This is a genomic window from Brevundimonas sp. (assembly GCF_029945885.1).
Taxonomy (GTDB): Bacteria; Pseudomonadota; Alphaproteobacteria; order Caulobacterales; family Caulobacteraceae; genus Brevundimonas.
In genome coordinates this window covers 122412-138664 of record NZ_JAQSDK010000014.1, presented here as the reverse complement: position 1 = coordinate 138664, position 16253 = coordinate 122412, and the positions used below count along the sequence as shown (strand labels likewise).

The 16253-nt window shown below is 67.7% G+C and carries 20 protein-coding genes; 9 read left to right on the top strand and 11 right to left on the bottom strand.

Annotated features, from left to right (window positions below):
• The first annotated feature begins 52 nt into the window (after positions 1–52).
• From ubiE to PSV00_RS08405, 3 genes are read left to right on the top strand one after another with little or no spacing between them, the layout of a single operon-like run.
• A complete protein-coding gene (gene ubiE / locus PSV00_RS08415) occupies positions 53–829 on the top strand; it encodes a bifunctional demethylmenaquinone methyltransferase/2-methoxy-6-polyprenyl-1,4-benzoquinol methylase UbiE (protein ID WP_300446077.1) in 777 nt (258 codons plus the stop codon).
• Positions 817–2412 (top strand): 2-polyprenylphenol 6-hydroxylase, encoded by a 1596-nt coding sequence (ubiB, locus tag PSV00_RS08410; protein ID WP_300446076.1) that lies wholly within the window; start codon positions 817–819, stop codon positions 2410–2412. The genes ubiE and ubiB overlap by 13 nt, the downstream gene beginning before the upstream one ends.
• Positions 2413–2434: 22 nt before the next feature.
• Positions 2435–2878: a hypothetical protein gene (locus tag PSV00_RS08405; RefSeq protein WP_300446075.1), complete on the top strand. Its 444-nt coding sequence runs from the start codon at positions 2435–2437 to the stop codon at positions 2876–2878.
• A gap of 7 nt (positions 2879–2885) precedes the next feature.
• Here the strand turns inward: PSV00_RS08405 and arfB are convergent, their stop codons facing one another.
• The 7 genes from arfB to PSV00_RS08370 all read right to left on the bottom strand — a co-directional run bounded on the left by arfB (position 2886) and on the right by PSV00_RS08370 (position 8728).
• Positions 2886–3293, bottom strand: coding sequence for an alternative ribosome rescue aminoacyl-tRNA hydrolase ArfB (gene arfB, locus PSV00_RS08400; RefSeq protein ID WP_300446074.1), 408 nt, complete (start codon positions 3291–3293; stop codon positions 2886–2888).
• A complete protein-coding gene (locus PSV00_RS08395; RefSeq protein ID WP_300446073.1) occupies positions 3290–3766 on the bottom strand; it encodes a YaiI/YqxD family protein in 477 nt (158 codons plus the stop codon). The genes arfB and PSV00_RS08395 overlap by 4 nt, the downstream gene beginning before the upstream one ends.
• Before the next feature lie 13 nt (positions 3767–3779).
• The gene (locus tag PSV00_RS08390; RefSeq protein ID WP_300446072.1) at positions 3780–5141 is read right to left on the bottom strand and encodes an amidohydrolase family protein; all 1362 of its coding nucleotides are present in this window, start codon (positions 5139–5141) and stop codon (positions 3780–3782) included.
• Entirely contained in the window at positions 5141–6628 is a 1488-nt protein-coding gene (locus PSV00_RS08385) for an amidohydrolase (protein ID WP_300446071.1), read from the bottom strand. The genes PSV00_RS08390 and PSV00_RS08385 overlap by 1 nt, the downstream gene beginning before the upstream one ends.
• 94 nt (positions 6629–6722) lie before the next feature.
• The gene (locus PSV00_RS08380) at positions 6723–7010 is read right to left on the bottom strand and encodes a DUF167 domain-containing protein (RefSeq protein WP_300446070.1); all 288 of its coding nucleotides are present in this window, start codon (positions 7008–7010) and stop codon (positions 6723–6725) included.
• Between the two features lie 21 nt (positions 7011–7031).
• On the bottom strand, positions 7032–7964 hold the full coding sequence (locus tag PSV00_RS08375) for an electron transfer flavoprotein subunit alpha/FixB family protein (RefSeq protein WP_300446069.1): 933 nt from the start codon (positions 7962–7964) through the stop codon (positions 7032–7034).
• Entirely contained in the window at positions 7964–8728 is a 765-nt protein-coding gene (locus tag PSV00_RS08370; RefSeq protein WP_300446068.1) for an electron transfer flavoprotein subunit beta/FixA family protein, read from the bottom strand. Before PSV00_RS08370 ends, PSV00_RS08375 begins: the two co-directional genes overlap by 1 nt.
• A gap of 122 nt (positions 8729–8850) precedes the next feature.
• Between PSV00_RS08370 and PSV00_RS08365 the strand changes: the two genes are divergently transcribed.
• Positions 8851–9192 (top strand): hypothetical protein, encoded by a 342-nt coding sequence (locus PSV00_RS08365; RefSeq protein ID WP_300446067.1) that lies wholly within the window; start codon positions 8851–8853, stop codon positions 9190–9192.
• Between the two features lie 16 nt (positions 9193–9208).
• Here PSV00_RS08365 and PSV00_RS08360 read toward each other — a convergent pair whose 3' ends face one another.
• Together PSV00_RS08360 and PSV00_RS08355 are read right to left on the bottom strand one after the other, a co-directional pair.
• A complete protein-coding gene (locus PSV00_RS08360; RefSeq protein WP_300446066.1) occupies positions 9209–9781 on the bottom strand; it encodes a cob(I)yrinic acid a,c-diamide adenosyltransferase in 573 nt (190 codons plus the stop codon).
• An 18-nt stretch (positions 9782–9799) separates the two neighbouring features.
• Positions 9800–10006 (bottom strand): twin transmembrane helix small protein, encoded by a 207-nt coding sequence (locus PSV00_RS08355; protein ID WP_300446065.1) that lies wholly within the window; start codon positions 10004–10006, stop codon positions 9800–9802.
• Between the two features lie 141 nt (positions 10007–10147).
• On the opposite strand from PSV00_RS08355, the gene PSV00_RS08350 reads away from it, so the two are divergent.
• On the top strand, positions 10148–11269 hold the full coding sequence (locus tag PSV00_RS08350; RefSeq protein ID WP_300446064.1) for a hypothetical protein: 1122 nt from the start codon (positions 10148–10150) through the stop codon (positions 11267–11269).
• 113 nt (positions 11270–11382) lie between these two features.
• On the opposite strand, the gene ahcY is transcribed toward PSV00_RS08350, so the two are convergent.
• A complete protein-coding gene (ahcY, locus tag PSV00_RS08345) occupies positions 11383–12774 on the bottom strand; it encodes an adenosylhomocysteinase (RefSeq protein WP_300446063.1) in 1392 nt (463 codons plus the stop codon).
• Between the two features lie 211 nt (positions 12775–12985).
• Between ahcY and bioB the strand changes: the two genes are divergently transcribed.
• Together bioB and PSV00_RS08335 are read left to right on the top strand one after the other, a co-directional pair.
• Positions 12986–13969 carry a biotin synthase BioB gene (bioB, locus tag PSV00_RS08340; protein WP_300446206.1) on the top strand — a complete coding sequence of 328 codons (984 nt, stop codon included), beginning with the start codon at positions 12986–12988 and terminating at the stop codon, positions 13967–13969.
• A 54-nt stretch (positions 13970–14023) separates the two neighbouring features.
• Positions 14024–14434 carry a Tat pathway signal protein gene (locus PSV00_RS08335; protein WP_300446062.1) on the top strand — a complete coding sequence of 137 codons (411 nt, stop codon included), beginning with the start codon at positions 14024–14026 and terminating at the stop codon, positions 14432–14434.
• A gap of 24 nt (positions 14435–14458) precedes the next feature.
• On the opposite strand, the gene PSV00_RS08330 is transcribed toward PSV00_RS08335, so the two are convergent.
• Entirely contained in the window at positions 14459–15433 is a 975-nt protein-coding gene (locus PSV00_RS08330) for an ABC transporter ATP-binding protein (protein WP_300446061.1), read from the bottom strand.
• Positions 15434–15557: 124 nt separating this feature from the next.
• Here PSV00_RS08330 and PSV00_RS08325 point away from each other — a divergent pair, with 124 nt between their 5' ends.
• Together PSV00_RS08325 and PSV00_RS08320 are read left to right on the top strand one after the other, a co-directional pair.
• Positions 15558–15797: a zinc-finger domain-containing protein gene (locus PSV00_RS08325; RefSeq protein WP_300446060.1), complete on the top strand. Its 240-nt coding sequence runs from the start codon at positions 15558–15560 to the stop codon at positions 15795–15797.
• A gap of 15 nt (positions 15798–15812) precedes the next feature.
• A complete protein-coding gene (locus PSV00_RS08320; protein ID WP_300446059.1) occupies positions 15813–16253 on the top strand; it encodes a VOC family protein in 441 nt (146 codons plus the stop codon).

Genomic DNA, 16253 nt, shown 5'->3' with positions numbered 1-16253 from the left:
CGCGACGACGCGGCCCGGTGACGGCGTCGCCGCAAACGGCTAAACCGCGCGGATGACCGACCAGGCCACATCATCCGGCAAGACCTCATCCTTCGGATTCCGCGACGTCGACGCGACCGAAAAGGTGCGCATGGTGCGCGGCGTCTTCGACAGCGTCGCCTCCAGCTACGACCTGATGAACGACGTGATGAGCGTCGGCGTCCATCGTCTGTGGAAGGACGCGGCGGCGGCGAAGCTGAACCCCCGCCCCGGCGAGACCATCCTCGACGTGGCCGGCGGCACCGGCGACATGGCACGACGCTATGCGAAAATGGCGCGCGCCGCCCAGCAGCGGCGCGGCGGCGAGGACGCCTCGGTCATCGTGCTGGACTACAATGCCGAGATGATCATGGCCGGGGTCGACAAGGGCGGCGAGCCCGAGATGTCGTGGACCGTCGGCGATGCCATGGCCCTGCCCCTGCCCGACGCCTCGGTTGACGCCTATTCGATCAGTTTCGGCATCCGCAATGTCGCCGACATCCCCCAGGCCCTGGCCGAGGCCCGACGCGTGCTGAAGCCGGGCGGACGGTTCCTGTGTCTGGAGTTCTCGCGCCCGACCACCGCCCCGGTCCGCTCGGTCTATGACGCCTGGTCGTTCAAGGCCATTCCCCGTATCGGCGGCTGGATCGCCGGCGACCGCGACAGCTATCAGTATCTGGTCGAAAGCATCCGTCGCTTCCCGGACCAGGCGGCGTTCAAGGCCATGATCGAGGCCGCCGGCTTCAGCCGGGTGACGGTGACCAACCTGTCCGGCGGGATCGCGGCCATCCACCACGGGTGGGCGATCTGACCGGCACGGCCCGCTACCGGACGGCCCCGACGCCGCCTGTCGCCCTGCCGGTGCGCGATCCGCTGGGGGCCAGCTGGCGGCTGATCGGCTGGCTGGGTGTGCTGGCGCGCCACGACGCCCTGAGTCCGCGCGAGATCACCGGCCAGCTGCCGGGCTGGGCCCGGCCGATCGCCTGGGGGATCCATCTGTTTGCCCGGCGCGAGGGCCGCGAGGGCCGCCCCGGCCAGCGGCTGGCCCGGGCGTTCGAACATCTCGGCCCGGTGGCGATCAAACTGGGTCAGGTGATGGCCACCCGCGCCGACATCTTCGGGACCGAATTCGCCACCGACCTGGGCCGGCTCAAGGACCGGCTGGAGCCCTTCCCCACCGCCGAGGCCCGGGCCGAGGTGGAACGGTCGCTGGGCCGCCCGCTGGACAGTCTGTTCACCGATTTCGGGGATCCCATCGGGGCCGCCTCCCTGGCCCAGGCGCATCCGGCCTGGCTGGCTGACGGCCGCAAGGTGGCGGTCAAGGTGCTGCGGCCCGGGGTCGAGCGGCGCGTGGCCAAGGGGCTGGAGTCGATGCGGCTGGCCGCGCGGCTGGCCGATCGGTTCGTACCCCTGTCGCGCCGCCTGGAGCCGCGCGCCTTCGTCGAAACCATCGCCCGCGCCCTGCAGCTGGAACTGGACATGCGACTGGAGGCGGCCGCCGCCTCGGAGCTGAAGGACATCATGGAGGCTGGCCTGGCCGAGGGCAGCGGCCATATGTCGGCCCCGGCCGTCGTCTGGGAAGGCGTCGGCAAACGGGTGCTGACGCTGGAATGGGCCGACGGCATGGCCATGACTGATCCGGGGGCCGCCGACCAGCCGGGTCTGGACCGCAACGCCCTGGCCGACAACATCGTGCGCGCCTTTCTGAGCCAGGCGCTGGACCACGGGGCCTTCCACGCCGACCTGCATGAGGGCAATCTGTTCGCCCGTGCACCGGCCGAGGTGGTCGCGGTCGATTTCGGCATCATCGGTCGCCTCGGCCCGTCGGAGCGGCGCTATCTGGCCGAGATCCTCTGGGGATTCCTCCGCCGCGACTACGACCGCATCGCCCGGGTCCATTTCGAGGCCGGCTATGTGCCGCCGCACCATTCGGTCGAGGCCTTCGCCCAGGCCCTGCGCGCGGTCGGAGAACCGGTCATCGGCAAACAGGCGTCGCAGGTGTCGATGGGCCGGCTGCTGGGCCAGCTGTTCGAGATCACGGCCCTGTTCGACATGCATCTGCGGCCGGAACTGATCCTGCTGCAAAAGACCATGGTCTCGGTCGAGGGCGTGGCCCGGCGGCTGAACCCCGACCACGACCTGTGGGCCGCCGCCCAGCCGGTGGTCGAGCGCTGGATCCGCCGCGAACTGGGGCCGCAGGCCCAGGTTCGCGAGGCGGTGGACGAGGTCGTGGCGACGCTGCGCGCCCTGTCGCAATGGGCCCAGCGGCCACCCGAGCCGACGCCGGTCGTGGTGCCGCCGGTCACCTCGCGCTGGGTGGTGGCCGGGGTGGTGCTATCCCTGTGTCTGGCGACCGGTGCCCTTCTTCTGTCGCTTTGGCAGACGATGGTCTGATCCTCACACCGGAGTTTCGACCATGAAGACCGCCCTCCTCGCCGGCCTGGCCCTTCTGCTCAGCCCCGCCGCCGCCATGGCCCAGAGCGGCTCGGCCGCCGCCTCCCTGCCGAACAGCTTCGACCAGACCACCACCGCTCCCGCCGCCCCCGAGATCGTCCAGGCCATGGCCGACGACCGGTCCGAAGACGCCCTGCGCGACTTCATCGCCGGTGCCGCCGCCGGTGACATCGACACCGCCAGCATGTCCGATGATCTGGTCACGGCGATCACGGCCCAGTCTGACCAGGTCTCCGCGCTGATCGCGAGCTACGGAGCCGTCGAGGCCGTCACCTTTTCCGGCAAGCAGAATGGGGCCGACCTGTTCAGCGTCCTGTTCGCCAATGCCGACACCCAGTGGGTGATCGGCTTCAACGAGGCGGGCAAGATCGCCGTCCTGCTGTTCCGGCCCGCACCGGCGCAATAGGCCGCCCTCAGTCCGAGGTGTCCGGCCGCCCCCGGGCCGATTTGATGCCTGACCGCTTGGCCTTGCCCACCAGCCGCCGTTCCTTCGAGGCCCGGGTCGGCCGCGTCGGCACGCGATAGACCGGGGCCACCGAGGCCGCGTCGACCATGGCCTGCAGCCGGGCGATGGCGTCGGCCCGGTTGCGTTCCTGCGAGCGGAACCGCACGGCGGTGATCAGGATGACCCCGTCCAGCGTCAGCCGGCTGCCTGCCAGCTTCATCAGCCGCGCCCGCACCGGTTCGGTCAGGGACGGCGAATTGCGGGCGTCGAACCGCATCTGCACCGAGGTCGAGACCTTGTTGACGTTCTGCCCGCCCGGTCCGCCCGCGCGATAGAAGCGGAACTCCAGCTCGTCCTCGGGAATGACCAGGCTCACGGCAGGCTCCGCCGGGCGCGCACCACCGCCGTGTCCAGCGCCTGAAGGAAGGCCGAGCGGTCCTTGGGGCCGAAAGGCGGCGGGCCCGAGGTGGCGACCCCGATCGACCGCAGATGCTCGCCGACCAGCCGCCCGGCCAGGGCCGAACCGATCGAGTCCGGCGTAAAGGGCTGGCCATTGGGCATCAGCGCCTGGGCACCGGCCTTCAGACAGCGGTCGGCCAGCGGAATGTCCGAGGTGATGACGATATCGCCCGTCACCGCCCGTTCGGCGATCCAGTCATCAGCGATGTCCGGGCCGGCGTCGACGACGACCTGTTCGATCCACGGCGCGCGCCGGGTATTGATCCAGCCGTTGGAGACGACGAAGACCTGCAGGCCATAGCGTTCGGCCACGCGATACACCTCGTCCTTCACCGGACAGGCGTCGGCGTCGATGAACAGGCGGGGGGCGGGTGTGTCGGGCGGGGTCATGCCCCGCCCTTTATCACTGTCCGTAGGCCGGCGGCATCCCGTTGGCCTGTACCCCGCCGGTGCGATAGCGATCGCGCAGCAGGAACTGGCGGCTGGTCATCGGCTGGGCCGCGCCACCGACATAGACGGCCTCGGCCTGGCTGAGGGGTTCCAGCGGGTCGCCGGACCAGATCACCACATCGGCCGCAGCCCCGGCCTTCAGCTCGCCGAACTGGCCGGCCATGCCGAAGATCCGGGCCGGATTGACGGTGATGGCGGCGATGGCGGCGTCATAGGACAGGCCGTGCGAGACGGCGTTGCCGGCGTTGTAGCGGATATCCCGCGCGCGGTGTGTCGAGCCCTCATTGCCCTTGATGGCGATGACCACCCCGGCGGCCTGAAGGGCGGCGGCGTTCTCCATGCGCGCCGCGCGCATCTCGAGACTGCCCGGCAAATTCGAGATCGGGTTGAGCAGGACCGGAACATTGTCGGCGGCGATCTGATCCGCGACCAGCCAGGCCTCTTCGGCCCCGTCGAGGATCAATTTGACCCCCTCTTCGCGGCCGAGGCGCAGGACCTGCTGGATATCGGCCGCGCGATGCACGGTGACGATCAGCGGCATGGTGCCGTTGGCGACCGGGATCAGGGCCTCGAGATCGGCGCGCGACAGGCTGAGATCGCGCAGACCGGCCCGATCATAGGCCGAGCGGTTGCGGGCGAACAGCCGGACCTCGGCCAGGGTTTCCTTGAACTGGATGAACTGGGCCCCGCGGGCCCCGCCGGCGATGCCGGCCCCGGCCTCGCCGAAGGGTGCGACCATGGCCACACGCGCCTTGACCAGGATGTCATTGCCCTGACCGAGGTGGATGACCGCCGCCTGACCGGCGAACAGGCCGGGTGCCTGCAGCCCGCCGTCACCGACCCCGGCGAAATCAGCATCGCCGTCGTCGCGGTGATTGCCGTCGTTGCCACCCGAATGGCTGGGGGTGACGATGGCCCGGGTTACGCCGCCGAGACGGGCGACGGGCAGGGTGAAGGACCAGGGATCGAGTCCGTAGGAGACGTCAAAGGCGGCGCTGACACTGTTGGCGCTGCTGGACAGGTCATTCGAACCGCGGACCGAGGACACTTCGGAGCCCCCGAGGCCGGAGTCGACAGCGACGAAGCCCGGTGCAACGACCTTGCCGGTCGCATCGATGATCCGGGCTCCGGACGGAGCCGCGCCGGTGCCGACCGAGACGATGCGGCCGTTACGCAGGACGACGGTGCCGTTTTCAATCACCGAAGTGCCGGTCAGGACCCGCCCGCCGGTGATTGCGGTCAGTTCCTGGGCGAGGGAGGGGGTGGCCAGGGCGAGGGCGGCCACGGCACCGAGGATGAGGCGGTTGAGGCGCATCAGCGGGCTCCTTCACGGACGTTGGCGGCACTGATGCCATAGCCGGGCTGGCCCAGTTCGAAATCGGACACGGGCTGATAGGCCGGGTTCATGCGGTCGAAGGTCAGGGCTCCGTCGATGAAGACCTGGTCGGCGCGGGCGTAGATGCTGAACGGATCGGCGCTCCAGATCACCACATCGGCGCGTTTACCGGCCTCGAGGGAACCGGTCTGGTCGGCGATGCCGAGCGAACGGGCCGGGTTGAGGGTGATCCAGCTGATGGCCCGCTCTTCGGAGATGTCCATGCCGATGCGACGTCCGGCGGCCAGGGCGGCCGAGGCCTCCTGGTTCAGCCGCTGGGTCAGTTCGGGATCGTCCGAATGGATGACGGCGCACGAGCCCTCGGGGGCGTCGACGAGGGCGGCATTGGCCTCGACGGCGTCCAGCCCCTCCATCTTGAAGCCCCACCAGCCGGTCCACATGTCGGCACAGATGCCTTCACGGGCCAGCATCGGGGCGACCTTGTAGGCTTCAATGGCGTGGTGGAAGGCGGTGATCCGGTAGCCGAACTCCTTGGCGATATCGATCATCACCGCCATCTCGTCGGCCCGGTAGCAGTGGTTCTGCACCAGGATCGTGCCGTCCAGCACCCCGACCAGGGTTTCAAGCTGGAGATTGCGGGTCGGCGGCGACCCTTCGCCGTCCGCACGCCATTTGTCCCATTTGGAGCGGTATTCCTGGGCGGCGATGAAGGCGGCGCGATAGCCGGCGACATTGCCCATGCCGGTGGCCGGCGACTGGTTGCGGCCGCCGTAGACCCGCGACGGGTTCTCGCCGCAGGCCATCTTCAGACCGTAGGGCGCGCCGGGCATCTTCATGCCCTGCATGGTGATCGAGGGCACATTGCGCACGGTGACGCCGCGGCCGCCGAACAGATTGGCCGAGCCCGGCAGGATCTGAAGGGTGGTCACGCCACCGGCGCGGGCGGTGTTGAAGCCGGGGTCCTGGGGCCAGAGCGAATGTTCGGCCCAGACCTGGGCGGTGTTGGGGCTGGTGGCTTCGTTGCCGTCGCTCATCCCCTGGACGCCGGGCGAGGGATAGACGCCGAGGTGGCTGTGGGTGTCGATCACCCCGGGGGTGACATAGCGGCCACGGGCGTCGACGACGCGGAAGCCGGCCGGCACGGGGGTCGAGGCGTCGCCGACTGCGGTGACCCGGCCGTCGGTGACGATGACCACGCCATTGTCGAATTTCGTGCCGGCCCCGGTCAGGACCGTGCCGCCGACAATGGCCATGTTCTCGCGCGGCATCGGCGCATAGGTCGAGGGGAAGGGATCGGGATTGGCGGCATGGTCGAGACCGCGCGCCAGGGTCCGGCCGTTGCTGGCGGGCGTGGCCGCCGCTGTGTCGGTGGTTCCGGTGGTGGCGCAGGCCCCCAGCGACAGCCCACCGGCGAGAACGCAGGTGAGGACAGCGAGGCTCGCGCCCCGCAGGCGATTGACGATCATCGATTACTCCCCAGAGACCCAACCATCGCCGCCCCGGCGATGTGTGATGAGTGGATTGGACGCCCTCGCCGCGCCGACGTCAAAGCGGGATTCATTACAATCCCGTAAGGCGGGCCCGTACGGCCGCATCGGCCAGACCCTCGATATGAATCATCTTGAGCCGCGACTGGCCGCCGCGCTGCAGCGCCACCGCGGATTTCGGCACCTTGAGGGTTTTGGCGAGAAATTTCAGCAGGGCGGCATTGGCCTCGCCCTCGACCGGCCGGGCACGCACCCGAACCTTGAGGACGGGTCGCCCCTCAACGTCGACATCCCAGCCGTCAATGCGGTCGAGGGATGCACCGGGGGTGAGACGAACAGCGAGGCGGGCGGAGTCGGACACGCCGCTCCGCCCGGCCGTCGTCTAGCCCAGGGCCGTCATCAGTTCCGGAACGGCGACCTTGTAGTCGGCGACGATACCGAAATCCGCGACCTGGAAGATCGGGGCGTCGGGATCCTTGTTGATGGCGACGATGATCTTGGAATCCTTCATCCCGGCCAGATGCTGGATCGCGCCGGAGATGCCGATGGCGATGTACAGGGCCGGGGCCACGACCTTGCCGGTCTGGCCGACCTGGTAGTCGTTCGGCGCATAGCCGGCGTCGACGGCGGCGCGCGAGGCCCCGACGGCGGCCCCCAGCTTGTCAGCCAGCGGATCCATCACGGCATGGAATTCCTCGGCCGAGCCCAGGGCGCGCCCGCCGGAGACGACGATCTTGGCAGCCCCCAGTTCCGGACGGTCGGACTTGACCATTTCTTCCGAAACGAAGCTGGCACCGCGGCCGGCGTCGACGACCTTGGCGGCCTCGATCGCGGCCGAACCGCCCTCTTCCGCCGCGGTGAAGGCGGTCGGACGCACGGTGATGACCTTCTTGCCGTCCGAGGACTGGACGGTCTCAAGCGCGTTGCCCGCATAGATCGGGCGCACGAAGGTATCGGTCGAGACGACCTCGATGATGTCCGAGATCGGCGCGACGTCGAGGGCGGCGGCGATCCGGGGCATGAAATTCTTGCCGTCGGTGGTGGCCGGCGAGAGGATGGCGTCATAGCCGGCGGCCAGACCGACCACGGTCGCGGCCACAGCCTCGGCCAGCTGGTGGCCCAGGGCGGGGCTGTCGGCCGACAGGACCTTGCGCACACCCTTGATCTTCGCGGCGGCAGCGGCGGCGGCCTTGGCTCCGTCGCCGAGGACCAGGACGTCGACGTCGCCGGACAGGGCCAGGGCGGCCGTCACGGTCTTGTGGGTGGTGTCGCGGACGGTGTCGCCGTCACGATCGGCGATGACGAGAACGGCCATTAGAGGACCCCCGCGGTCTTGAGCTTGGAAACCAGTTCGGCGGCGTCCGCCACCTTGATGCCGGCCGAACGCTTGGGCGGCTCGGTGACCTTGAGCACCTTCAGCCGGTCGGCGACATCGACGCCGTAGTCGGCGACCGCCTTGACGGCGATCTCCTTCTTCTTGGCCTTCATGATGTTGGGCAGGGAGGCGTAGCGCGGCGTGTTCAGTCGCAGGTCCACCGTCACCACCGCCGGCAGCGGGGCGGCCAGGGTCTGCAGACCGCCGTCGACCTCGCGGGTCACGGTCGCCGTGCCGTCAGCGATGACCAGCTTGCCGGCGAAGGTGGCCTGGGGCCAGTCCAGCAGGGCCGCCAGCATCTGGCCGACGGCATTGTTGTCACCGTCGATCGACTGTTTGCCCAGCAGCACCAGGTCCGGCTTCTCCTCGTCGACCACGGCTTTCAGCAGCTTGGCGACAGCGAGGGGCTCAAGATCGGCGTCGGACTGGATCAGGATGCCGCGGTCGGCCCCCATGGCCAGGGCGGTGCGGATGGTTTCCTGCGCCTGGGTCACACCGATCGAGACCACGACGATCTCGGTGGCGGTGCCGGCGGCATGATGTTCCTTGCCGTCCCGCAGACGCACGGCCTCCTCGACGGCGATTTCGTCGAAGGGGTTCATGCTCATCTTGACGTTGGCCAGATCAACACCGGTCTGGTCCGACTTCACGCGAGCCTTGACGTTATAGTCGATCACCCTTTTGACAGGGACGAGAACCTTCATGAGCCTACCCATACAAGCGCCGGAATGTTGCGGCACGGAATGGAACGGCCAGAAGGGCCTGTCAATGTAACGTCGGGTCAAGTCACCGTGGTGACCGGTCCCGAAACACGCCGGAAAACGCTATGAAACGCCTGTTGACGATGAAGCGGCTGAGCACCCTGTTTCTGGGCCTGTTCGGTGTGCTGGTGGCCGGAGCCTTCGCCCATCAGGCGTTGTGGGCTGAGCCCGGGGAACGCTGCGAGGCCCGTGGACAGTGGTGGGCCGACGAGGGTCGTATCTGCGCCCAGCCGATCTCGATCGCCGAGATCACCGGCCGGCCCAATCCCGGAGAGCGGGCGGCGGCCTCGGCCGAAAAGAACCGGGAACTGGTGCGGATCGAGGATGAAATCGCCGCCCGGAAGCGCGCCCGCGATGCCGATACCGAGGTCCAGCGCGCGCGGCTCGCCGCCAGTCAGGGCCGCTAGAACAGGCGGCTGTCACTCAACGGGTCGCGCCGGGCTTCCACAGTACGTCACCCGCGCCGTTGGCATTGGCCCGACGGGCGGCGACGAACAGATGGTCCGACAGACGGTTGAGATAGCGAACCGCCGCCGGCGTCACCGTCTCGCCGGTCTCGACCAGCCGCACCGCATCGCGCTCGGCCCGCCGGCAGACGGTTCGGGCCAGATGCAGATGCGCCGACAGGGGGGCACCGCCGGACAGGATGAAGCTGTCCAGCGGTTTCAGGCTTTCATTCATCCAGTCGATTTCAGCCTCGATCCGCTCGACCTGGCTGTCGATGATCCGCAACGCTTCCCATTTCGGGGCCGGCTCATGCGGGGTGGACAGGTCCGCGCCCAGGTCGAACAGCTCGTTCTGGATACGGCCGAGCATGGCGTCGATCCGGTCATTCTGTCCGGAGTGCAGCCGGGCAACACCGATGACGGCATTCAACTCGTCGACCGCGCCATAGGCCGCGACCCGGGCGCAGGATTTGGACACGGCTTCCCCGGAGGCGAGCCGCGTGGACCCGTCATCACCGGTGCGGGTGTAGATCTTGTTCAGAACGACCATTGGCTCTTCCCCGGGGCCCTAGCCGCCGTGTGACGTCTTCCACCACAGGCCGGTCATCAGCAGGATGACCGCCACCGCCTGCAGCACGATACGCAGTCGCATCAGCCTGTTCGAATGCGAACGGGCATAGTCCCCGCCCCGGAAGAGCGAATAGATGCCGAAGCCGAGCGTGACACTCACGGCGGCCACGGCCAGCAGGATCAGAACGGTGAAGACGTTTTGCATGGCTTCGTTCTAGTCCCGCGCGCGTCAGGAAACCAGCCGGTGAGTCCAGCGGCCGGGTGCCGCAGCCCTGGCCGCAGGAATCTGTCGCCCGGCTAAGCGATTGGTCACCATTCCCGGTCATGATGGGCGGTGAGGACGGGCATGACCGACAGAACCATTCGCAACCTGGACAACCTGCACCGCTCGGCGTCGACCGCGCGTCTGCTCAACCTGCTCCGGGTGGCGAGCGATCACGGCCACACCCGCGCCTGGGCCGAAGGCCCCCTGTTCGAGACCGCAATCCTGAACCGCGCCATGATCGTCAAACACCGGCTGCGCCGGGACGAACTGGATTGTTTCGTCGGTCGTCGGCACGTGGCGACCAAGATTATCCTGCCGATCGACACGGCAGATTTGCGGGCGGGTGGTCGGTTCACCTTCGTCAACCAGCTCGGCTTCGAGCGGATCATGAAGGAAGGATTCGGCCTGACGCCTGACCATCCGGACGTCGAAACCCTGACCATCATCGATCAGCTGCCTTCGCTGGATCCCTTCCTGCTGCGCGAACGGCTGCGCCGCAGCGGAATCGAACCGGCCCCCTGCTATTTCGCAATCAGCGAGTCTGACCTGGCGCAGATGTCCAGCTTCGTTGAACAGGAAATTCATCCCCTCGTCAGCCTCAGTGTCGGCGACATCGCGATCATGCCGGGCTCCGTCCAGACCCTGGCCGCCAAGATCCTGTCGGGCGAGCCCGGCGAAAACATGGAGGCCCTGCGCGTCACCCTGCGGCTCTCGGCGGACGACTATCAGGAGGGCATCTTCTGCTGGAAGGGGTTCCTCTACTACAAATGGGTGCTGACCAGCCTGGCGACCGAGATCCGCGACGTGTCGGAAGAGGTCGCCAACCTGCGACCCCGCGGCCGGATCGAACCCGGCCTGATGGACTATCTGGCACGCACCCGCGTTCAGCTGCGAAGCCGGATCCTGCGAACCACCGAGGAGGCCCGGCTCACCATCCAGGTCTATGACACGGCCTTCGCCGGCCTGTCGGTCGAGGGGCAGTCAGGGGCGTTCCGGGACTTCCTGATCCAGGCCCCGTCGATGTTCAGCCGGCTCGGGGAACAGCTTGGCGCACTCCAGCATATCGTCAGCTTCTGGCGCTACCGGTTCGCGCCGGGCCGGGCCCCGGTCGGGGTCGGCGAACTGATCGACATCCTGATGGATTTCGAGGCCGGCCTGCTGGGCTACGGCGAAAGCGACAGCGGCCATTACGTCGCCGCCTGAGCCTCGACCGGTCACCGGAGACGCGCCACTACGGAAAAGGGCCGGCGGTTTCCCGCCGGCCCTTGCCGTATCGTCCGGACGCCCGCCGCGCAGCGCGACGGGCAGGACCGGGCCTAGTAGCGGTAGTGGTCCGGCTTGAACGGGCCCTGGGTCGGGACCGAGATATAGTCGGCCTGTTCCTTCGACAGGGTGGTCAGTTTCGCGCCCAGCTTGGCCAGGTGGAGCATGGCGACCTTCTCGTCGAGATGCTTGGGCAGGACATAGACCTGGTTCTCGTATTTCGACTTGTTGGTCCAGAGTTCGATCTGGGCCAGGGTCTGGTTGGTGAAGCTGGCGCTCATCACGAACGACGGGTGGCCGGTGGCATTGCCCAGGTTCACCAGACGGCCTTCAGACAGCAGAATGATCTTCTTGCCGTCCGGGAATTCCACATGGTGGACCTGCGGCTTGATCTCGTCCCATTTGAAATTCTTCAGGCCGGCGACCTGAATCTCGGAATCGAAGTGGCCGATGTTGCAGACGATGGCGTTGTTCTTCATCGCCCGCATGTGATCGACGGTCAGGACGTCCTTGTTGCCGGTGGCGGTGACGAAGATGTCGGCCTCGCCGGCCACGTCCTCGACGGTGACGACCTCATAGCCCTCCATCGCCGCCTGCAGGGCGCAGATCGGATCGACCTCGGTGACCTTCACCCGGGCGCCGCCCTGGCGCAGCGAGGCGGCCGAGCCCTTGCCCACATCGCCATAGCCGCAGACCACGGCGACCTTGCCCGACAGCATGACGTCGGTGCCGCGACGGATGGCGTCGACGAGGCTTTCACGGCAGCCGTACAGGTTGTCGAACTTGGACTTGGTGACGCTGTCGTTGACGTTGATGGCGGGGAAGGGCAGCTCGCCCTTTTCGGCCATCTGGTACAGGCGGTGCACGCCGGTGGTGGTCTCTTCCGACACGCCGCCGATGGCGTCGCGGATGGCCGAATAGAAGCCCGGCTTCTCCTTGATGTAGCGCTTCATCACCGCATAGAGGGCTTCTTCCTCCTCGTTCTGCGGGTTTGACAGCACCGAGATGTCCTTCTCGGCCTTGGGGCCGAGCACGCACAGCAGGGTGGCGTCGCCGCCGTCGTCGAGGATCAGGTTCGGATAGCCGCCGTCGGCCCATTCGAAGATCTTGTGGGCATAGTCCCAGTACTCGACCAGGGTCTCGCCCTTGGTGGCGAACACCGGCGTGCCGGCGGCGGCGATGGCGGCCGCGGCGTGGTCCTGGGTCGAGAAGATGTTGCACGAGGCCCAGCGGACGTCGGCGCCCAGCGCTTCGAGCGTCTGGATCAGCACGGCGGTCTGGATGGTCATGTGCAGGCTGCCGGCGATGCGGGCCCCCTTCAGGGGCTTGCTGGCACCGAATTCGTCACGCAGGGCCATCAGCCCGGGCATTTCGGTTTCGGCGATGGAAATTTCCTTGTTGCCGTAGTCAGCCAGGGAAATGTCGCGGACGATATAGTCGGTCATGCGGAAACGCTCTTTCGCCAATTGGGAGGATTGGCGGAGCCTATAGCCCGACGAACCTCAGGGGGCAATGCTCATATAAGGATATCCTTATATGATTGGCCGATCGATCGGGGCAGGATTTCGGCATGGGGCGCTTGGCGCGTCGGCGGTGAGCCGCTAGTCAGCGTCCATGGCTGATGACACCGCAATGAACCGTTCCGCCGCTATCGACATGAGCGTTCCGCGCCATGACTGGACCCTCGACGAGGTCGAGGCCCTGTTCGCCCGGCCCTTCATGGACCTGGTGTTCGAGGCCGCCTCCGTGCACCGGGCGGCGTTCAATCCGTCCGAGGTCCAGAAGAGTCAGCTGTTGTCGATCAAGACCGGCGGCTGTGCCGAGAACTGCGGCTACTGCAGCCAGTCGGCCAGTTTCGACACCGGGCTGAAGGCCGAAAAGCTGATGGACGCGACCGCGGTGATCGCCGAGGCCATGGCCGCCAAAGCCGGCGGGGCCAGCCGCTTTTGCATGGGGGCGGCCTGGCGCGAACTGAAGGATCGCGACACGCCGAAGCTGGCCACCATGATTGCGGGGGTCAAGGCCCTGGGCCTCGAGACCTGCGCCACCCTGGGCATGTTGAACGCGGACCAGGCACGCCAGCTCAAGGACGCCGGGCTCGACTTCTATAATCACAACCTCGACACCGGCCCGGAGTATTACGCCCAGGTCGTCACCACCCGGACGTATCAGGACCGGCTGGACACCCTGAAGCACGTCCGTGACGCGGGCATGAGCACCTGCTGCGGCGGCATCGTCGGCATGGGCGAAGCCCGGCGCGACCGGGCCAGCCTGCTGCACGCCCTGGCCACCCTGCCCGAACATCCCGACAGCCTGCCGGTCAACGCCCTGGTTCCGGTGACCGGAACCCCGCTGGGCGACCGGGTACTGAAGACGGGCGAGATCGATCCGATCGAATTCGTCCGCACCGTCGCCGTGGCCCGCCTGGTCTGCCCGCGGGCGATGGTGCGGCTGTCCGCCGGTCGCGAGACGATGAGCGCCGAGATGCAGGCCCTGTGTTTCCTCGCCGGAGCGAATTCCATCTTCGTCGGCGGCAAGCTGCTGACCACACCCAATCCGGAACAGGATGAGGATGCGGCCCTGTTCGCCCTGCTGGACCTGAAGCCGATGGCCGCAGGCGGCGTCCGCGCGGCGGCCTGACGACAGGTCTGCCGGCGTAACCGGACCTTAAGCGGCCGGCCCTATCGTCGCGGCATGGATCGTCGCGCACTTCTCGGGCTTGCCGCCCTGACCGTCACCGCCGCCTCGACGGCAGCCGCACCGGCCCTCGCCCGCAGTGAAGGCGGCGGCGGCGGCTCGACCTCCAGCTTCATCCGCTTCCCGACGGTGACCGCCACCATCCTGCGCCCGAACGGTCGGCGCGGGGTGCTCACGGTCGAGACCGGCGTCGATGTTGCGGACGCTGGACTGCGCGCCCGGGCCGAACACTCCGCGCCGCGTCTGCGCGCCGCCTACAATACTGTGGTCCAGCAGATCGCCGGCCTCATGCTGCCCGGTGCGCCGCCCGACGTCGAACGCATGGTGCGTCAGCTTCAGGCCGTGACGGACGCCACCCTCGGCCGTCCCGGGGCCCGTCTGCTTATCGGCACGGTCATGGTGGCCTGATCCGGCGGGTAGCCCGCGCCGGATCTAGTCCTGCGTCGGACTGACCTGGGCCGTGTCGCCATAGGTCAGGGCCAGGAAGACGTCCTCCAGGTCCGGGTCCTCAGTCGTGATGTCGGCGATGGTGATCCCGGCCGCGCGCACCGCCGCCAGCACCTGTTCAACCGAGGACCTGCCCTTGCGATAGGTCACGGCGAAGGCCCCGTTCGGTCGCGCCGCCACCTCGAACCCTTCCAGCACCGGCGGCGGCGTCTGGGCGATGTCCGGCGTGACGATGACATTGCGGGTGTCCAGCCGGCGCAGCAGTTGCGGTGTCGGCTCACAGGCCACCACCTCACCCCGGTTCATGATGGCGATGGTATCGCAGAGCTCCTGGGCCTCCTCCAGATAGTGGGTGGTCAGCAGGATGGTCACGCCCTCGGCATTGATGCGGCGGACATATTCCCACAGCTGGCGACGCAGTTCGACGTCGACCCCGGCCGTGGGCTCGTCGAGGATCAGGACCGGCGGATTGTGCACCAGCGCCTTGGCCACCATCAGCCGGCGCTTCATGCCGCCGGACAGGGCGCGGACATAGGCGTGGGCCTTGTCGGACAGTCCCAGCGCCGCCAGCAGCTCATCCGATCGGCGCTCGTTGGCCGGCACGCCATAGAATCCGGCCTGGACTTCCAGCGCCTCGCGCGGGGTGAAGAAGACGTCGGCGACGATCTCCTGGGGCACCACGCCGAGGGCGGCGCGGGCGTCACGCGGGTCGCGGTCGATGTCCCGCCCCCAGATGGCCGCTGTCCCGCCGGTCTTGTTGACCACCCCGGCCAGGATATTGATCAGGGTCGACTTGCCTGCCCCGTTCGGTCCCAGCAGGCCGAACATGGAGCCACGCGGTATGACCAGATCGACGCCGCGCAGGGCCGTCTTCGGCGGGGCCTTGCGGGAGCCCGCATAGGTCTTCTCCAGACCGTGAACCTCGATGGCGTTGACGGGCAGGGCTTCAGGTTTGGTCATCAACTGTCCATGCTTCACGGCCCTGATCAGCGCGACGCGCGGCCAGCCACCAATAAATTGACGCCTGTCGGCGTGACGCATAGGTATGCGCGGCGATCCTTTCCGCCAAGGTCACGAGCCGAAAATGCCCCCGCGCCATATCACTGCGATCATCCCGCCACCCGAACAAATCGTGGTCGCCGCCAAACGTGTCGCCTGTGACGGCGGCGGCGGAGCCCTCGGCCACCCGCTGGTCTATATGGATATGGGTGACGGGAATTTCGTCGAATGCGCCTATTGCGACCGCCGCTTCGTGCTTTCGGACCATCCGGTGCCCGAGAATGAGTATCTCGATCCGGCCGCCCGGTCGCCCGAAGCTCACTGAGTCGGCGGAGTCCGGATGCGCTTTCTGCACACCATGGTCCGCGTCGCCGACCTTGACGCCTCGCTGAAATTCTACTGCGACCTGCTGGGTCTGACCGAGGTCCGGCGGATGGAGAATGAGCCGGGCCGGTTCACCCTGATCTTTCTGGCCGCGCCCGCCGACGCCGACCGCTCGGCGGCCGAGCGCTCGCCCGAGCTGGAACTGACCTTCAACTGGGATCCCGCCACCTATGACGGCGGCCGCAATTTCGGCCACCTCGCCTACAAGGTCGCGGACATCCACGCCGCCTGCCAGCGGCTGATGGACGGGGGTGTGATCATCAACCGCCCCCCCCGCGACGGCCGCATGGCCTTCGTCCGATCGCCCGACGGCATTTCGATCGAACTGCTGCAGGAAGGCCCGGCCCTGGATCCGGTCGAGCCCTGGCTGTCCATGCCCAATACCGGAACCTGGTAG